Source organism: Listeria booriae, from assembly GCF_000766865.1.
Lineage (GTDB): Bacteria > Bacillota > Bacilli > Lactobacillales > Listeriaceae > Listeria_A > Listeria_A booriae.
Genome location: NZ_JNFA01000023.1, coordinates 145,881 through 164,261, shown reverse-complemented (window position 1 = coordinate 164,261; position 18,381 = coordinate 145,881). Strand labels below are relative to the sequence as shown.

At 42.9% G+C, this 18,381-nt stretch carries 20 protein-coding genes; 18 read left to right on the top strand and 2 right to left on the bottom strand.

The features are described 5' to 3' along the window. The first annotated feature begins 139 nt into the window (after positions 1 to 139). The 6 genes from EP57_RS08725 to EP57_RS08700 all read left to right on the top strand — a co-directional run bounded on the left by EP57_RS08725 (position 140) and on the right by EP57_RS08700 (position 4,204). Positions 140 to 688 carry an NUDIX hydrolase gene (locus EP57_RS08725; RefSeq protein WP_036085882.1) on the top strand — a complete coding sequence of 183 codons (549 nt, stop codon included), beginning with the start codon at positions 140 to 142 and terminating at the stop codon, positions 686 to 688. Positions 689 to 703: 15 nt separating this feature from the next. Further along, the gene (locus EP57_RS08720; protein ID WP_036085881.1) at positions 704 to 1,126 is read left to right on the top strand and encodes a VOC family protein; all 423 of its coding nucleotides are present in this window, start codon (positions 704 to 706) and stop codon (positions 1,124 to 1,126) included. A gap of 128 nt (positions 1,127 to 1,254) precedes the next feature. Beyond that, positions 1,255 to 2,145: an ABC transporter ATP-binding protein gene (locus EP57_RS08715; protein WP_036085880.1), complete on the top strand. Its 891-nt coding sequence runs from the start codon at positions 1,255 to 1,257 to the stop codon at positions 2,143 to 2,145. After that, the gene (locus tag EP57_RS08710) at positions 2,142 to 2,957 is read left to right on the top strand and encodes an ABC transporter permease (protein WP_036085879.1); all 816 of its coding nucleotides are present in this window, start codon (positions 2,142 to 2,144) and stop codon (positions 2,955 to 2,957) included. Before EP57_RS08715 ends, EP57_RS08710 begins: the two co-directional genes overlap by 4 nt. Next, entirely contained in the window at positions 2,957 to 3,568 is a 612-nt protein-coding gene (locus EP57_RS08705; RefSeq protein WP_036085878.1) for a TetR/AcrR family transcriptional regulator, read from the top strand. The genes EP57_RS08710 and EP57_RS08705 overlap by 1 nt, the downstream gene beginning before the upstream one ends. Before the next feature lie 111 nt (positions 3,569 to 3,679). After that, on the top strand, positions 3,680 to 4,204 hold the full coding sequence (locus EP57_RS08700; RefSeq protein WP_036085877.1) for a homing endonuclease associated repeat-containing protein: 525 nt from the start codon (positions 3,680 to 3,682) through the stop codon (positions 4,202 to 4,204). A 46-nt stretch (positions 4,205 to 4,250) separates the two neighbouring features. On the opposite strand, the gene EP57_RS08695 is transcribed toward EP57_RS08700, so the two are convergent. Next, positions 4,251 to 5,246 carry an NAD(P)/FAD-dependent oxidoreductase gene (locus EP57_RS08695; RefSeq protein ID WP_036085876.1) on the bottom strand — a complete coding sequence of 332 codons (996 nt, stop codon included), beginning with the start codon at positions 5,244 to 5,246 and terminating at the stop codon, positions 4,251 to 4,253. After that, entirely contained in the window at positions 5,230 to 6,075 is an 846-nt protein-coding gene (locus EP57_RS08690) for an ABC transporter ATP-binding protein (protein WP_036085875.1), read from the bottom strand. Before EP57_RS08690 ends, EP57_RS08695 begins: the two co-directional genes overlap by 17 nt. Before the next feature lie 197 nt (positions 6,076 to 6,272). Between EP57_RS08690 and EP57_RS08685 the strand changes: the two genes are divergently transcribed. The 12 genes from EP57_RS08685 (at position 6,273) to EP57_RS08630 (ending at position 18,367) form a co-directional block, all read left to right on the top strand. Next, positions 6,273 to 7,202 carry an iron-hydroxamate ABC transporter substrate-binding protein gene (locus tag EP57_RS08685; RefSeq protein WP_036085874.1) on the top strand — a complete coding sequence of 310 codons (930 nt, stop codon included), beginning with the start codon at positions 6,273 to 6,275 and terminating at the stop codon, positions 7,200 to 7,202. Between the two features lie 62 nt (positions 7,203 to 7,264). After that, the gene (locus EP57_RS08680) at positions 7,265 to 8,290 is read left to right on the top strand and encodes a FecCD family ABC transporter permease (RefSeq protein ID WP_036085873.1); all 1,026 of its coding nucleotides are present in this window, start codon (positions 7,265 to 7,267) and stop codon (positions 8,288 to 8,290) included. Then, positions 8,290 to 9,312, top strand: a complete 1,023-nt coding sequence (locus EP57_RS08675) for a FecCD family ABC transporter permease (RefSeq protein WP_036085872.1) — start codon at positions 8,290 to 8,292, stop codon at positions 9,310 to 9,312. Before EP57_RS08680 ends, EP57_RS08675 begins: the two co-directional genes overlap by 1 nt. A gap of 212 nt (positions 9,313 to 9,524) precedes the next feature. Beyond that, positions 9,525 to 9,980 carry a ferric iron uptake transcriptional regulator gene (gene fur, locus EP57_RS08670; RefSeq protein ID WP_036085871.1) on the top strand — a complete coding sequence of 152 codons (456 nt, stop codon included), beginning with the start codon at positions 9,525 to 9,527 and terminating at the stop codon, positions 9,978 to 9,980. 131 nt (positions 9,981 to 10,111) lie between these two features. Further along, entirely contained in the window at positions 10,112 to 11,005 is an 894-nt protein-coding gene (gene xerD, locus EP57_RS08665; RefSeq protein WP_036085870.1) for a site-specific tyrosine recombinase XerD, read from the top strand. Between the two features lie 32 nt (positions 11,006 to 11,037). After that, positions 11,038 to 11,856: a purine-nucleoside phosphorylase gene (locus EP57_RS08660; protein WP_036085869.1), complete on the top strand. Its 819-nt coding sequence runs from the start codon at positions 11,038 to 11,040 to the stop codon at positions 11,854 to 11,856. A 140-nt stretch (positions 11,857 to 11,996) separates the two neighbouring features. Beyond that, positions 11,997 to 13,307, top strand: coding sequence for a diaminopimelate decarboxylase (gene lysA, locus EP57_RS08655; RefSeq protein WP_036085867.1), 1,311 nt, complete (start codon positions 11,997 to 11,999; stop codon positions 13,305 to 13,307). Between the two features lie 13 nt (positions 13,308 to 13,320). Continuing rightward, a complete protein-coding gene (locus tag EP57_RS08650) occupies positions 13,321 to 14,067 on the top strand; it encodes a segregation/condensation protein A (RefSeq protein WP_036085865.1) in 747 nt (248 codons plus the stop codon). Continuing rightward, a complete protein-coding gene (gene scpB / locus EP57_RS08645) occupies positions 14,064 to 14,636 on the top strand; it encodes an SMC-Scp complex subunit ScpB (RefSeq protein ID WP_036085864.1) in 573 nt (190 codons plus the stop codon). Before EP57_RS08650 ends, scpB begins: the two co-directional genes overlap by 4 nt. 34 nt (positions 14,637 to 14,670) lie before the next feature. Then, positions 14,671 to 15,402 carry a pseudouridine synthase gene (locus EP57_RS08640; RefSeq protein ID WP_036085863.1) on the top strand — a complete coding sequence of 244 codons (732 nt, stop codon included), beginning with the start codon at positions 14,671 to 14,673 and terminating at the stop codon, positions 15,400 to 15,402. A 349-nt stretch (positions 15,403 to 15,751) separates the two neighbouring features. Continuing rightward, entirely contained in the window at positions 15,752 to 16,471 is a 720-nt protein-coding gene (locus tag EP57_RS08635; RefSeq protein WP_036085862.1) for a response regulator transcription factor, read from the top strand. A gap of 114 nt (positions 16,472 to 16,585) precedes the next feature. Beyond that, positions 16,586 to 18,367 carry an ATP-binding protein gene (locus tag EP57_RS08630; RefSeq protein ID WP_036085861.1) on the top strand — a complete coding sequence of 594 codons (1,782 nt, stop codon included), beginning with the start codon at positions 16,586 to 16,588 and terminating at the stop codon, positions 18,365 to 18,367. Positions 18,368 to 18,381 lie beyond the last annotated feature (14 nt).

Genomic DNA, 18,381 nt, shown 5'->3' with positions numbered 1-18,381 from the left:
AATCGTTTATATAAGCTAACTGATTTGAATATATCATACCATATTGGCGGAAAAGATGTTATCAGTCGTGCGATGTAAATTACCCTAAGTCTAGGTTATGGTATAATGGGAAAAACGAATGAGAAATGGAGTGTTTGGAATGGATTCACTAGAAGAAAAAACAGTTAAACGTGAGACGATTTTTGATGGGAAGATTATCAAATTAGTCGTAGATGATGTGGAATTACCGAATGGCAAGCTTAGTAAGCGCGAAATTGTCAAGCATCCTGGTGCTGTTGCAGTGATTGCGATTACAGCGGAAAATAAAATGCTTATGGTAGAACAATACCGCAAACCGCTAGAAAAAACAATTGTTGAGATACCAGCTGGGAAAATTGAACCAAACGAAGATCCGATGTTAACGGCAGGTCGGGAATTAGAAGAGGAGACTGGTTTTAAAACGGATGAACTGACACATCTTGTTTCTTTCTACACGTCGCCAGGTTTTGCGGATGAGTTGTTACATATTTATGTTGCGAAGGATTTAAAGAAGCAGGCCAATCCATTGCAGGCGGATGAAGATGAGTTTGTGAACATTGTGGAAGTGGATATCGATGAGGCGTTACAATTAATAGAAGAAAAAGTGATTTGTGACGCTAAGACGGTGTATGCTGTGCAATATTGGCAATTATTAAATGCGCTGCGATAAGAGAGGTTGTGAAGAATGATGACAGCTGTTTTTTTACATTTTACAGGGAATTGTCGTGAGGCGCTCGATTATTATGCATCGATTTTTGAGGTAGAGCCAAAAGATGTGGCGACATATGGAGAGGCCCCGTCTAATTCGGGTGAGTCGGCGAATCGCGATCAGATTATGTACAGCGAAATCGATGTGCGAGGCTTGCGTGTGATGCTTTCGGATATGCCGGACGGGATTCCTGCGACGGTAGGCGATAATGTGAGTATTGTTATTGAAAGCAATGATTTGGAAGATTTGCAGACGATGTATGCGAAATTCGAAGCGGATAGCAAAATTTATATGCCATTGGAAGCTACTTTTTGGAGTAAGGGATACGCGATGATTGCTGATAAGTTTGGTGTGCAGTGGCATTTTAGTTACGCCGAATTTTTAAATGTTTCATCGTGAGAAATGAGAACGTATTAGTGTTTTGCTGGTGCGTTTTTTTGTTGGGCAACTTAATGATTGACTACTTGGTCAAACGGGAGTATAATCGCATTGACTAGATGGTCAATTGTGAATTGGAGGGGTAGAAAATGAAGGCGATAGAAACGCACGATTTAACGAAGTTCTATCATAAGAAGCGAGCCATTGAAGGCGTGAATTTGACCGTAGAAGAAGGGGAATTATTTGGGTTTATTGGGCCAAATGGTGCGGGGAAATCCACGACCATTAAGCTTTTGCTGAACTTTATTTATGCTTCTAGAGGAAGTGCGACCGTTCTTGGCAAGGATATTGTGAAACAGTCGGCGGAAATTAAGAAAATGGTCGGTTATGTGCCGAGTGAGGTGCGTTATTATCCGCAAATGACGGCTAATGATATTATCGGTTTTGCGGCGAAGTTTCATAATATTGACCAGGCGCAAGTGCAGATGAAGCGCTATTATGAGATGTTTGATATTGATCCGCATAAGCATTTCGGGGATATGTCGCTTGGGAATAAGAAGAAAGTGGCAATTGTGGCAGGTCTTATTACGAAGCCGAAATTGTTGATTTTGGATGAGCCGACGAATGGATTAGATCCGTTGATGCAGCATCATTTGTTTAAAGAAATGACACGCCAAAATCAAGAGGACGGCATGACGATTTTCTTATCCAGTCATAATTTGCGCGAAATTCAGGAGTATAGTACGCGGGCTGCTTTTATTCGTGGTGGTGAGATTGTTGCGTTAGAAAACATTGCGGATCAAGAGATGTCAGGGAAAGTTATCGTGCTTAAAGGACAGGCTTTGCCGGTAACGGAACTCGTGAATGCGGGTGCGAAAGTCGTAGAAACAACGGAAAATAGTGCTCGTCTGACTTTTGATGGGAATGTGCAAACGGTGTTGCCGATTCTTGGCGCCGAGGGGATTAAGGATTTGTCGATTACAAATCAAGAGTTGGAAGATAAATTCATGACGTTGTACGAAGGAGGCAAGGCAAAATGAACATTTTAAAAATTGAATGGAAAACCCATTTTAAAAGCTTGCTTGTTTGGTCAGCAGTTGTGGCGGTTGTGCTCGGTATTTTCATGGCGTTCTTTCCTAGTATGCAATCGAGCGCGATGCAGGATTTGGTAAACACGAAGATGAACGCTTTGCCAAAAGAAATGATGAGCGTGTTGCATATTAATTCAATGGCGGATTTAACAAAAATTGATGCTTATTTTGCATACGTCTTCCAGTATATTTTCATTGCGGCTTGTGTGTACGCGGCGATGATGGGGGCGCAGGCACTTGTGAAGGAAGAAACGGATGGTACGATTGAGTTTCTTTATGCGCAACCGATTACGCGTTCGGAACTTGTGGCTTGGAAAATGGTCGGTAATGCGATTTCATTTCTTGCTTTTTGGGCGATTACGTTTGTGATTTCTGCTGTGCTGGTTATTTTCTTGAAGCAGGACGGGGCGAATACGAGTGAGTTGATGCAGTCGCTAGGACGTGTTTTTACAACGGAATTATTGGTTGCTTTTGTGTTTATGAGTGCTGGTTTTTGCTTCTCGGCGATTGTCCGTTCGGCAAAACAATCAACACCGGTTGGCTTGGCGCTTGTTTTCATTACGTATATATTGGGAATTCTCTCTGGACTGAATGATACGGTTGATTTCTTTCAATATGCTTCGCCGATTAATTTTGCGATTCCGTCTGATCGATTGACTAGTTGGATGGATAGCACGGACGTGTGGATTTCTGTTGGTGCGTTAGTGGTTTTCGTGACATTGACGTTTGTTTTGTATAAGAAAAAGGATTTGAAAGTGTGATGGAGGACAAACGAGCGAAAATACTTGATGTGGCGGTGGAGGAGTTTGCGAGTCACGGATATAAGGCGGCCAGTACGAATCGGATTTGCGAGGTCGCTGGTGTGTCGAAGGGCTTGATTTTCCATTATTTTGGCTCGAAGGAGAAGCTTTATACGGCGGCGGTGACGTATTCGGTGGATTTGGTGATGGAGGAAGTGTCGATGGATGATATGCCTAGGGGCAATTTTGTGGAGGGGGCGATTTGGTCGACGAAGCAGAAACTGGCTTTTAGTCATCGGCATCCTGCTGTTTTCAAGCTGATGATGCAGTCGTTTGCGAATCCTCCAGAAGCTTTGGCAGAGCGTATGACGGCGTACTTTAAAGAAATGATGGCAGTGCAAACCGTGTTTGTTAATCAGATGTTGGATGGGCTTACGCTACGTGCGGATGTGGCGCGGGAAGATGCGTCTGATGTGATCCAGAGTTTATTTGAGTATATTACGCGATTAGTGACGGTCTATCTTCAAAAAAATCCAGATGCGACAATGGAAGACATGCAACCGCTTATTGATAAATTTATGCGGATGATTGTGATTGCAGAACGTGGTATGGTAGAACAAAAACAAACCTGAGTGTTTCATTTTGGGTTTGTTTTTTGTATAGGTAGTTGTTTCTTTGCTGATTTTATGATAAAACATATATGTAACGCAACTATTTAAGGCATAAGAAAAGGGGTAAAGGGAATGGCAGAAGAAGCAATTGTGACGAAAGAAGTTATTATTGCAGAATTACAGCAGTTAGTAGCGACGCAAGGACGAGTTCCTAGACAAAGCATGTACGAACATTTCAAAATTGCTTGCAGGTTATTTGGCTCATGGCAAGAAGCATTACGAGCTGCTGGCTTGGAAAAAGTGCAACGCCGAGTGTATAAGGAAGCGTTCTTAATTGAAGAAGTACAACGAATTGCCAAAGAATTAGGAAGACCGCCTATTAGTGGACCGTATGAATTCCCACTATATATGTCTGTGATGGAATATTATGATTCCTGGGAGGCATTTCTAGCGCGTGCTGGTTTGAAGAAATTTGCCGAAGCAGAAGAGGGACAAGCGATTAAGGATAAATTGATAGACGATGTGTTGGAGATGGAGCAGATTATGCGACGTTTCCCGACAATGAGCGAATGCCAAGATTTCCGGCTAATCCGTTACTATTTCGGTAGTTGGAAAAATTTTAAAGCGGCTTGTGAATTGAGAAAAGCTGCAAAATAATAAATGCCTGAATCCCCTTTGTTTAGAAGGAAGATTCAGGCATTTTTTAATCATGAAAACTTTCATGGTGAGTGCTTACCATGGCAACTTGTTCTGCGTCGGGGTCAAGGTAGTTTTTTGCGCTGTTTATGGCGATTGGACCTTCGTGAATGCCAGCTGCGATGATTCGCATTTTACGTGGATAGGCACAAATGTCACCGCATGCGTAGATTCCTGGGACGCTTGTTTCCATTTCGTGATTGACGACAATGCCAGATTCATCGAAATGGAAGCCCCAATTTTGCATGGAACCGATGTCGACTTTGACGCCATGGTTGACTAGAATAGCGTCTGCTTCGATTTTGGTTGTATTGCCGTCTTTGTTGCAGTGAATGACGCAGTTGGTGAGCGTTTGGCTGTCGCCTTGAAGTGCCGTGATTTCGTGATTCACATGGATAAAGACGTTGGAATCGTGCAGTTCTTTGACGCGTTCTTCGTGTCCTTTGAAGTTCTCACCGCGATAAATAAGGTGGACTTCGGAGGCAATTGCATCGAGTGTTTCTGCCCAATCGATGGCTGCATTTCCACCGCCTGAAACAACGACGCGCTTCCCTTTAAAAATCGTTAAGTCTTGAATATCGTAATGAAGCTGGCTCGCAAATGCCTCGCTGCCTGATGCTTCTAATTTGTTCACTTCATATGTCCCGCTACCGGCTGCGATGATGACGGTTTTACTATGATGTAGGGTGCCGTTTTCGGATATGAGTAGGAATGTGCCGTCTGTTTGTCGCTTTAAATCGGTAATGCGTTCGTTGCACACGATGGTTGGCTTAAATGTCAGTGCTTGGTCATGTAAGTTTTTCACAAGATCGTGTCCTTTAATAGCAGGAATGCCGCCGATATCACGAATTACTTTTTCCGGATAGAAATAGCGGATTTTGCCGCCAACTGCGGGCTCGGCGTCGATAATCTTTGTTTTTAAAGAGCGCAAGCCACTGTAAAATGCGGTGAAAAGGCCAACTGGACCGCCGCCGATAATCGTAACGTCATACAAGTTTGACAATGACTTCACCTGCTATCTTTGTTGCGACTTGTCGGATTTCACAGGCTTGACACGTTTCGTATGGCAAGCATAAAGGCACGCCAGTCCGCGGGTCTACCATAATATCCGCTTTAATGCCAAAAACGTCTTCTAGCGTCTGCTCGGTCATGACTTGTGCGGGTGCGCCTTCTGAAATGACTTGGCCGGAGCGAATTGCGATCATATAATCGGCAAAACGTGAAGCGTGGTTCAAATCGTGAACAACCATAACAATTGTCCGATTTTCTTGTAAATTCAATTGTTTGAGCAACATCAATACTTCAAGCTGATGTGTCATATCTAAAAACGTAGTCGGTTCGTCTAAAAATAAAATATCTGTTTCTTGCGCCAATGCCATTGCAATCCATGCGCGCTGGCGTTGTCCTCCAGATAAACTATCAATGGAACGGTCGGCAAAATCGCCTAGACTCGTGACGCGGATGGCCCAGCTAATCATGTCGCGGTCTTTTTGAGACATGGATTTTAAGCCGCTTTGATGCGGGGAACGTCCGTAAGAAACAAGTTCTGTGACGGTTAATCCTTCTGGTGCTGTTGGATTTTGTGGTAGGATCGCTAGTTGTTTGGCGATTTCTTTTGTTGATTGTCGGTGAATTGCCTTGCCATCCAGAAAAACGCCGCCTTTGGATGGTTTCATGAGGCGTGACATTGTTTTTAAGATGGTAGATTTTCCGGAACCATTGGCGCCAACTAAAGCCGTAATCTTACCTTTAGGAATTTCAATATTTAAAGCGTCCACAATGACACGCTTATCATACGCTATTTGTAAGTTGTCTGTTTGTAACTTATTCATCGAAACATCGCTCCTTTGTGCGCGATTGATAATCATTCTCACGTCTAGTATAGTTTTTTTTCTCACAAGTTGCAATAGGTAAGGGGCATCAAGAAAAAATTTTATTAAAAAGATTGCATTTTTAAACGGAGATTGCTATACTTTTTCAAGTGATATTGATAATCATTCTCAATTAATGAAAAGGGGTTTTGTTTGAAATGAAAAAAATGATTCTGGTAGCCATGACAGTAGTTGTGGGCCTTGTTTTAGCAAGTTGTGGTAGTGACCAAAAGGCGGAAGGGCAGTCAGAAATGCATACATACACCATGCCTAACGGTAAAAAAGTAGAAATACCTAACAATCCGAAAAAAATTGTGGTGACGGAATACATGGGTTCCCTCGCAGCACTTGGTGTGAAACCGATTGGCGCGAAATCTTTCGTATTGCAAAATCCATATTTAGAGCCATATAAAAAAGGTGTGGAAGACATTGGTGATCCAGGTTCCCCGGAAAAAGTAGCGGAATTACAACCAGATTTAATTATTGTATCGCAAGAAGATGAATACAACCAAATGAAAAAAATTGCGCCAACAGTCCTAATCCCTTACAATACGTATAAAAATGTGCAAGACGAACTCACAGCGATTGGAAAAGTAGTTGGTAAAGAGCAAGAAGCGAAAGATTGGCTTGCTGATTTCGATAAAAAAGCTGCGAAGGCAAGAGAAGAAATAAAAGGGTCTATCGCGCCGGATGCAACGGTTGGACTATATGAAGGCGATGATAAGAACTTTTATGTTTTCGGCGATAATTGGGGTCGAGGTGGACAAGTGCTGTATAACGCATTACAATTAAAGGCGCCACAAAAAATTCAAGATCAAGTAATAAAAGGTGATGGCTACAAGCAATTATCGTTAGAAGTATTGCCTGATTTTGCGGCGGATTACATGTTTGTCACGCGTTTTAAACACGGCGATAGCCGCAATGGGGCGCTAGATGAGATGGAGCAGTCGAGCATTTGGAAAGACTTGCCGGCATATAAAGCGAAACATATTTATACGATGGATTTCGATGAAATGTATAATTATGATCCGATTGCGATTGAAGGACAAATGGAAATTTTGGTTAATAAAATAACTGGAAAAGAGTAAGAAAATGGTGAAGCTGGTTTAAAAGCCAGTTTTCACGTACATATGATGGGGGATTAGGAAACATGAAGACAAAAGAACTTTCCCAATTAAAAACGCGTCCAGTGATGGCGACGGTGATTCTGACGGCAGGTATTGCTTTACTGCTAGTTTCGGCGTTTATTGGTATTGCTGTTGGCGCGGCGGATATTGACTTGGCGACGGTATGGAACGCCTTATTTCATTATGATAAGACGCTTACGACAAACCAAATTATTTGGGAATTGCGTATTCCACGAGTGTTGGCGGACATGATGGTAGGTGCTGCTTTTGCGGTTGCTGGTGCGGTAATGCAAGGGATGACGCGAAACCCGCTTGCGGACAGTGGTTTGCTTGGGCTTAACGCAGGATCTGCTTTTATGATAGCGGTTTGTTTTGCGTTTTTTCCGGGGCTTAGTTACAATTCGCTGATTTTCTTTTCGTTTCTTGGTGCGGCGATTGGCTGTGTCTTGGTTTTTGGTGTGAGTGCGCTTGTGAAAGGTGGTTTATCACCGACGCGGTTAGTGCTTGCTGGTGCGGCAGTTGCGTCTTTGTTGACGGCGCTTAGTGAAGGAATCGCGATTTACTTTAAGCTGAGTCAAGATTTGGCGTTTTGGTTTGCTGGCGGGGTTGCTGGTGTGAAGTGGTCGCAAATTGCGGTCGTTTGGCCTTGGTTGCTCGGTGCGCTGTTCGCGGCGATTTTGATTAGTAAATCGGTAACAATTCTTAGTTTGGGCGATGATATTGCGGTTGGTCTTGGGCAAAATACGACGCGGACGAAGTTATTGTCGATGCTTATTGTGCTTATTTTGGCAGGGCTTGCGGTTTCGGTTGTAGGACCTGTTGGCTTTATCGGCTTGATTGTGCCGCATTTGGTGCGTTATATGGTTGGCGTGGACTATCGCTGGATTATTCCTTGTTCGGCGATTGTAGGGGCTTTATTGACGCTGTACGCGGATATTGGCGCGCGGATGGTTAACCCACCGTACGAAACGCCGATTAGTGTTATTTTTGCGCTGATTGGGGTTCCTTTCTTCCTTTATGTAGCTCGGAAAGAAAGGAGGAGTTTGTAATGATGGGAACGACAATGGAGAAAAAAGTGAGAAACAAACGCCTTGTTATTTTGGCGGTATTAATTATTTTGCTCGTGGGTACGTTCATTTATAGCGTCAATGCAGGCTTTTCTAAAATTCCGTTTCTAGATGTTATTAAAACGTTATTTGGGCAAGGTTCGGCGCAGGATACTTTAATTATTTCGCAGTTTCGCTTGCCTCGGATTGTAGTAGCGGTGCTTGTTGGCGCGGGACTTGCGGTTTCTGGTGCGATTTTACAAGCCGTTTCGCAAAATGGTTTGGCGGACCCGGGAATTTTGGGGATAAATAATGGTGCGGGGCTTGCGGTGATGTTGTATATTTCGTATTTTCCATCGACGCTTGATGTACCTGTTATGTTTATGCCATTCGTCGGATTTATGGGAGCTATTGTTATCGCGGCTATCGTGTATGGGTTGTCGTATAGTCGTGAAGAGGGATTGTTACCGAACCGGCTTGTCTTGACTGGGGTGGCGGTGTCTGCTGCGGTCGCGGCCTTGATGACACTCTTAACGATTCGTCTAGATCCTGAAAATTATCAAATTGTTGCGGAATGGCTTGCGGGGAATATTTGGGCGAGTAACTGGCAATATGTTTTCGCATTGCTGCCGTGGCTTCTTGTGTTGGTGACGATTGGGATGTTCAAAGTGAAGACGATGGATATTCTCGGGTTTGGCGATCAAGTAGCAACGGGGCTTGGCGTGAGAACGGAACGGGAAAAACTGATTTTGCTCGTTGTGGCAGTTGCTTTAGCTGCGGCTTGTGTTTCGGTCAGTGGCGGCATTGCGTTTATCGGCTTGATTGGGCCTCATATCGCGAGACGGCTTGTCGGTAGTGGACATCGTTGGGTGTTACCGATTTCGGCGTTGGTCGGCGCGTTATTATTGCTTGTCGCGGATACGATTGGACGGATTATTGTGCAGCCTTCTGAAATTTTTGCGGGGATTGTTGTGGCCGTGATTGGTGCACCGTATTTCCTTTACTTGCTCGCGAAAGCTAAATGATAATTAGTATAAATAAGTAGTGGCATGTTGTTGTAATTGATAATCTCGATAGACTTTTTATTCCTTTTATGCTATCTTTAAATAGATGAAAAAACCATGTGTTTCAATTGGTTTAGCAGATTTATTGGAAAATGACAGGACTTGATTTTTATTTAGAATTATTATAAACTAGCTACTAAGGATACTTGTTTGTTCCTGAGGGAGGGCATGTTATGGAAGGCCGAATTCAACGGATTAAATCGCAATTGCACGAAGCAAGCTATAAATTGACGCCGCAGCGTGAAGCGACAGTGCGGGTTTTATTAGAGAATGAGAAGGACCATTTAAGCGCGGAGGATGTCTATTTACGCGTGAAGGAGAAAGCGCCAGAAATCGGTTTGGCGACAGTATATCGGACTCTCGAATTATTGAATGAACTGCGAGTGGTGGACAAAATTAATTTCGGTGACGGTGTGGCACGCTATGATTTACGAAAAGAAGGCGCGAAACATTTCCATCATCATCTTGTTTGTTTAGAATGTGGCTCGGTAGAAGAGATTCAAGAAGATTTGCTGGACGACGTGGAGAAAGTAGTGGAACAGAAGTGGCATTTCCTCGTGAAAGACCATCGTTTGACGTTCCAAGGCATTTGCACGAGTTGCCAAAATAAATTAAAAAAAGCAGAATAAAACGAATCGGAGGCGCTCATCATGTTTGGGCCCTCTTTTATTTTGTAATGAGGCTTACTTTTGGTATACTAAAATAGCGAGGAAAAATTGCTCTATGTGTTGACATCGCGCGAAAATGAGGAGATTACGAAATGAATGATTTAATACTCGATTTTTTGCATTTTTTGCAAGTGGAAAAAGGGTTGGCGACGAATACATTGACGGCTTATGAGCGCGATTTGCGTTATTTTGCGCGGTATTTGGAGGAAGAGCAAGGCGGAATGGCGATTCGAGATGTGGAACGAATACATATTGTGGGCTTTATGGCTTTTGCGAAATCAGAAGGAAAGTCACCGCGAACGGTGGCGCGATACATTGCTTCTTTGCGTTCTTTTTTTCATTTTTTATTGCATGAGAAGTTGGCGGATCGTGATCCGATGATTCAGATTGAGACGCCAAAGCAAGCGCAAGGGTTGCCGAAAATACTGAATTTGAATGATGTGGAGAAGTTGCTGGAAACGCCAGATGGTGCAAAACCGCTTGGAATGCGCGATAAGGCGATGCTTGAAGTTCTGTATGCGACGGGGCTTCGGGTGACGGAGTTGGTGAATTTGCAGATGGATGATTTACATTTGCAGATGGGCTTCATTCAGACGATCGGAAAAGGTGACAAAGAACGGATTATTCCGCTCGGTAAGAAGGCTACGACGGTGTTGGAACGGTATTTGGAATTCGGGCGGCCTCGTTTGCGACGGGCTTCTGAACGCAATGATTTTGTATTTTTGAATCATCATGGTCGCGGTATGACACGCCAAGGCTTTTGGAAGAATTTGAAGCAGATTGCGGCCAAAGCGGGCATTGATAAACCGATTACGCCTCACACGCTGCGTCATTCTTTTGCAACCCATTTACTAGAAAACGGCGCTGATTTGCGTTCGGTGCAGGAATTGCTAGGCCATGCAGACATTTCGACGACACAGATTTATACACATGTAACAAAAGCGCGATTAAAGGATGTTTACAAACAATATCATCCGCGTGCTTAAAATATAGAAGCTAAGAAGGAGAGACAAGAAGTATGAATTATACAAATGTAATGGAAGCGGTAAAAAAAATTAGGGAAAACTATGATGGCAAGCCGAGAATTGGTTTGATTTTAGGCTCTGGTTTGGGCGTTTTAGCAGATGAGATTACAGAGCCAACTGTGATGAAGTACGATCAAGTCCCACATTTTCCAACATCGACGGTAGAAGGACATGCTGGTCAATTTGTTTTTGGTAAGTTGGAAAATCAAGAAGTGGTTGCGATGCAAGGTAGATTCCATTTTTATGAAGGGTACTCGATGCAAGACGTGACGTTCCCTGTGCATGTTATGAAGGAGCTTGGCGTAGATATTTTAATCGTGACGAATGCGGCTGGTGGGGTGAATGAGTTGTTCCACGCTGGGGATTTGATGTTGATTTCGGATCATATTAATTTCACAGGAACAAATCCGCTAATTGGCAAAAATGACGACCGTTTTGGTCCACGTTTCCCAGATATGTCGGATGCGTATCGCTTAGAATTGCGTGAACAAGCTCGTTTGCTAGCACAAGATTTGGAACTGGACGTGAAAGAAGGAGTTTACGCGGGGCTTACTGGTCCAACGTATGAAACGCCTGCTGAAATCCGGATGTTGCGTACACTTGGCGCGGATGCGGTTGGGATGTCAACTGTTCCTGAGGTCATTATCGCGAATCATTGCGGATTGCGTTGCCTAGGTATTTCGTGCATTACAAACATGGCGGCGGGAATTCTTGACCAACCGCTAAACCATGAAGAAGTAATCGAAACAACGGAACGTGTAAAAGAGACATTTTTAACGTATGTAAAAGCGCTTGTGAAAAATGTGAAATAATGTGTGGACGTCTCACCTTCTTGATTTTGTGTGAGGCGTTTTTCTATGAATTCGTAACTGGCTATTGTACCTCGGTGCGCTTGTATGCTACTATATAAAAGAACTTTTGTATTCTAATTAAACAAAAAGGTGGGATTGACGTGGCGTTTGAATCATTTGGTACGATGCGGGTAAATGAAGTTGGACATCTAGAAATTGGAGGGGTGGACACTTTAAAGCTAGCGCAAAAATATGGAACACCGCTGTATGTGTACGACGTTGCGTTAATTAAAGAACGTGCTCGTGGTTTTAAAAAGACATTTGAAGAGCTTGGCGTGAAAGCGCAAGTTGCTTATGCGAGTAAGGCTTTTTCGACGGTGGCGATTTATCAATTGATGCATGAAGAGGGCTTGTCGTTAGATGTTGTTTCGGGTGGCGAATTGTTTACTGCGATGAAAGCGGATTTTCCAGCGGAACGGATTCATTTTCATGGGAACAATAAAACAAGACAGGAACTAGAAATGGCAATTGATTATGGTATCGGCTGTGTCGTGATTGATAATTTTTATGAGATTGAATTGTTAGCGGATGTGTTGCAGGAGAAGGGTGCGCGGATGGCTGTATTGATTCGTGTGACACCTGGGATTGAGGCGCATACGCATGATTATATTTTGACAGGGCAAGATGATTCGAAATTTGGCTTTGGGTTGACGAACGGTCAGGCGGAAGAGGCGATTCGTCGTGTGATGGCGAATGAGGCGTTCCAGTTGATTGGATTGCATTGTCATATTGGGTCGCAAATTTTTGAAACGACTGGGTTTAAATTGGCGGCGCATCGGATTATGGAGCAATTGGTGGTTTGGCGTGATTCGCTTGATTTTCATGCGGAGGTGCTGAACTTAGGTGGTGGATTTGGTGTGCGCTATACGGCGGATGACCAACCGTTGCCGCCTTCTGAGTATGTGCGTGCGATTATTGCCGATGTGCGTGAAGTGGCGCAGGATAATGCGCTTGCGATGCCGGAAATTTGGATTGAGCCAGGACGTTCCCTTGTCGGTGAGGCTGGTACGACGCTTTATACGATTGGTTCGCGTAAAGAGGTGCCGGAGATTCGGAAATTTGTTGCGGTGGATGGCGGTATGTCGGATAATATTAGACCTTCTTTATATGAAGCGAAATACGATGCAGTGATTGCGTCACGTCCTTTGGAAGAACCGGATGAGACGGTGGCGATTGCTGGGAAATGCTGTGAGTCTGGCGATATGCTGATTTGGGATTTACCATTGCCAAAATCGGATGCAGGAGAAGTTTTGGCGGTATTTTGTACGGGGGCTTACGGCTACTCGATGGCCAATAACTACAACCGAATTCCGCGGGCAGCTGTTGTTTTTGTCGAAAACGGAGAAGATAGACTGGTTGTGCAACGGGAATCCTATGAGAACTTAGTGCAACTGGATTTACCGCTTTATTAAGGTGGGAACAAGTATGTCAGGAATTAATTTTAAGGTGGAGGCTTTTGAGGGCCCGCTTGATTTGTTATTGCAACTCATTCAGCAACTGGAAATTGATATTTATGATATTCCGATGGCGGAAATTACCGATCAATATTTGGAATACATTCATATGATGAAAGAGCTGGAGCTAGATGTGGCAAGCGAGTACTTGGTAATGGCGGCGACGCTTCTGGCGATTAAAAGCAAGATGTTGCTGCCAAAACAAGAACTGGAAATCGATTTTGAGGATTTTGATGATTCGGTCGATCCACGGGATGAATTAGTGGAGAAATTGATGGAATACAAACGCTTTAAAGAAGCTGCGCGTCAACTGAAGGAAAAAGAATCGGAGCGTAATTTCTATTTTGGTAAAGCGCCGATGGACTTAGGTGAATATGATACGTCAAGCAAACAGGCGAATCTAGATGTGTCATTAAACGATATGCTAGGTGCGTTCCACAAGATGCTACGACGAAAAAAATTGAACCAGCCGCTTCATACGCGGATTACAAAGCAAGAAATATCGATTGATCAGCGAATGAATGAAGTGATGGATTATATTGAGGCGACAGATGGCCGTGTTGTTTTTGAAGATTTATTTGAGGCATCGACAAAAGATGAGTTAATCGTTACGTTTTTAGCGGTGCTAGAATTGATGAAGCGACGCCAAATCGGTGTGTCGCAGTCTAGAAGTTTTGCGACGTTATATGTTTTTAGTAGAGGTGAAGAAGAGGCGTGAATAAGAAATTAGGCATTCTGGAAAGCTTGCTGTTTGCAGCGGGTGATGAAGGATTAAGCACAAAACAAGTAACAGAGGTTATGGAAATCAGCCATATTGAAGCCCTCAATTTATTGGAAACATTGAGTGATAGCTATGCCGAGAGTCCAGAACGTGGCATTCTTTTGTTAGAGCTTGCGGGTACATTTCAACTAGCGACAAAAAAGGAAAATGCCGCTTATTTGCGAAAACTAGTGACGGTTCCTGGAAATACGACATTGTCACAGGCATCGCTTGAAACACTAGCGATTATCGCGTATCGGCAGCCGATTACACGGATGGAAATTGATGATATTCGTGGCGTGAAAACGGATGGCCCGATTCATACATTAATTGCTAAAGGGTTAATAATGGATAAAGGTCGCGTAGAAGGTGCTGGTCGTGCTAAACTGTATGTGACGACATCTGAATTCTTGGATTGTTTCGGTTTGAATAAGATAGAAGATTTGCCATCGATGGATACAGCAGATTCTGAGGAAATGGTACAAGACGAAATGGATTTGTTTTTCGATCGATTTAACGGCAAGTAAAGAATAATTAGCAGTGCTAAAAAAGAGGTGCAAGATGGAACGGTTGCAAAAGGTAATTGCAAATGCAGGTATCACATCGCGTAGAAAAGCAGAAGTGATGATAGAAGAAGGTAAAGTAAAAGTAAATGGACAAGTCGTTCGTGAACTTGGCGTAAAAGTAGGCAATTCTGATAAAATCGAGGTCAATGGCGTTGAGTTGACACAGGAAGTGAAGCGTTATTTCTTACTGTACAAACCACGGAGCGTCATGTCTGCAGTTTCTGATGATAAGAAGCGCCGTGTTGTGTCTGATTTTTTCACGGATATTCCGGAACGTTTGTATCCAGTTGGGCGTCTTGATTACGATACGTCAGGTTTGTTATTAATGACAAATGATGGCGATTTTGCGAATCAATTGATGCATCCGAAATTCGAAGTAGAGAAACGATACATCGCCCGCGTTAAAGGAATTCCAACAAAAGAAGCCTTGCGCAAACTAGAAAACGGTGTTATGCTTGAAGGTCGCAAAACCGCTAGAGCAAAAGTACGCCTCCAATCTTTCGATAAAAAGAAAGAAAAAGCAATCGTAGAAGTCATCATTCATGAAGGCCGAAACCGCCAAGTGCGTAAAATGTTTGACATCATCGGGCATCCTGTGCAAAAATTGTCAAGGGAAGCTTATGCCTTTTTAGACTTAAAAGGGCTAAATGCTGGTGAGCGAAGAGAACTAACCCACCATGAAGTAAAAAAACTGAAAGCTTTAACCCAATTTGGAGACAAAAAATAATAACGTTGGTGCAAAACTAGATTTAGTAAGGCAAACAACATAGATAATTTTACATTTTTAATGAAAATCTAGGGGAATACATGCCATTATCCCTAGTTTTTTGTTGCCGTCAGTAACTAAAAATGTGCCTTTTTTCGACCAAATAAAGCTTTAAAATAGCTAAAACTAAAAAAAACATGTATAATTTCTTCAAAAGATGGCGGTTTGTTGAAGCAATATGCATAATTTTATGTTATGCTAAAGTTGTGAACAAACTGTCAATAAAAAGGTACGAAAGACTAGGGGAATAGCTACATACCGAAATAAGTTTCCAGTTTTTTTGGAGAAACGAGTAAGGGGATGATTACCTATGAGTGAGCAAGTGAAAATTCTCGTTGTGGATGACGAAGACCGGATTAGGCGTTTACTGAAAATGTATCTTGAACGTGAGAATTATAAAATTGAAGAAGCTAGTGACGGAGATCAAGCGTTGCAGCTTGCGATTGATAATAGTTATGATGTTATTTTGCTTGATTTGATGATGCCAGGAAAAGATGGTATCGAAGTTTGCCGCGAACTGCGGGAGTATAAAGCAACACCAGTTGTCATGCTGACAGCTAAAGGAGAAGAAGCCAATCGTGTTCAAGGATTCGAAGTGGGTGCCGACGATTACATAGTAAAACCGTTTAGCCCGCGCGAAGTTGTACTACGCGTGAAGGCTGTTTTACGACGCGCGCAACAACACAGTCATCCAATTGCTACGAGCGCTCCAGGGGATATTATTACGTTCCCACATTTAAAAATCGATAACGAGGCGCATCGCGTTATCGTGGAAGGTCAAGAAATTAACTTGACGCCAAAAGAGTATGACTTGCTTTATTATTTGGCGAAGTCACCGGATAAAGTATTTGACCGTGAATCGTTACTAAAAGAAGTATGGCGCTACGAGTTCTTTGGCGACTTGCGTACGATTGATACCCACGTTAAACGTTTGCGTGAGAAGCTTTACGATGTATCCGAAGAAGCTGCCAAAATGATTGTAACCGTTTGGGGACTTGGCTATAAGTTTGAAGTAACAGAGACGGAATAATGTTAAAAAATAGTTAGATAGGTTTTGCATGGTGCGATTAATGACAAAGCCTATCTTTTTTGGTCTATAAAGCGTGAAAAGCGGATGAAATTCAAAATCAAAGGGCTGGTGAGAATGAGATTTTGGCATAGTATTGTAGGGAAAATATGGGGTTCTATCATTCTATTATTGACGGCTGTACTTGTTGCAACGGGCTTTTTCATTGCCATTACATATGGGGATAAGAATTCCGAACAAATCACAGAGGATATCCATACAACGACAGAGCACATAGGGAATTTGATTGAGTCGGGAGAAAATTTGGATATGCTTGATCCGGCTTTTGATCTTTTGGATGAATCTATAGGGGTTATTGTGGAGCAGGACGGAGAAGTGATTGCGTCTAAGCAAACGAGTATGCACTTGGATGATGCTTCTTATCAGAAACTATTTAGCAATCAGAAATTTAATGAACATTTGGATAAAGGCGATTTCGTTAGTGAAAGTTATAATTTCTATCAAGATCAGACGGATGAAACAGTACATATGGGAGCGCAGCGTTTTAAGACGTTAGATGGGAATATTTGTACGGTATATGTGTATCGCTCATACGGTGATATTCTAGAAATTACCGGCCAAGTGACGAAAACACTAGTTATTTCGGGGATTGTAGCGGTACTTGTGACGTCGATTTTGTCTTATATTCTGTCTTCGCGCATGTCTTACCCACTCCGCGAAATGAAAAAGATTGCGATTGCGGTTTCTAAAGGGAATTTTGATAATCGGGTGCCGACATATACGCATGATGAGATTGGCGATTTAGGTATTGCTTTTAACAAAATGGCGCAGCAACTGAAATACAATATTAGTGCGCTTCGTCAAGAAAAGGAGCAGTTATCGAATATTTTGGTCGGTATGGCGGACGGGGTTATTAAATTCAATATTGATAAGACGATTATATTGAGCAACCCGCCTGCAGAGCAGTTCTTGCATGACTGGTTCTTTTCTACGGAAAATAGCGATAAAGTGCTAATTCCGCCAAAACTAGACGAGATGTTGTCGAACATTTGGGAAACGCGTGAGGAGCAAGTGGGCGAGATTTCGTTCGGAGATCAGACCTATGTCGCGATTTTGACATTGCTTTATAACGGGGATGACATCCGGAGTATTGTTACGGTTATTCGTGATATGACAGAGGAAAAACGACTAGAAAAAATGAAAACGGATTTCGTAAACAATGTCTCGCATGAGTTGCGGACGCCGATTTCGATGTTGCAAGGTTATAGTGAAGCAATTATTGATGGTGTGGCGCAAACCGATGAAGAAGTTCGCGAATTTGCGCAGATTATTTATGATGAGTCGTTGCGAATTGGGCGATTAGTGAATGATATGCTTGATTTGGCGCGGATGGAAGCAGGTTTTAATCAATTAGATAAAGAACGGGAACAAATTGCGCCATTCCTTGATAAAGTCGTGTCGAATTTTGAAGTGTTGGCGAAAGAAAATAACGTGAAGCTAAGGTTGGTAGCCGATGATCCGGATTTGGAATATACATTTGATCAGGATCGGATGGAGCAGGTGCTCGTGAACTTGATTATGAATGCGATTCGTCATACGGGGCGCGAGGATTACGATGGTGTCGTCGAAGTCCATGAAACGGCGAATTTCTATGCGGACGAGCTGGTGATTAAGATTATCGATAACGGTAGCGGTATTGCCGAAGAAGATATCCCATTCCTATTTGAGCGTTTCTATAAGGCCGACAAAGCGCGTGTTCGCGGGAAAACAGGCACAGGAATAGGTCTATCGATTGTAAAAAATATTGTCGAAGCGCATAATGGTAAAATAAGCGTGGAAAGTAACTTAGGCATTGGTTCCACATTCATTATCACATTGCCGCTTTCCACAGATGTATAAAGGAGTTTGGTAAA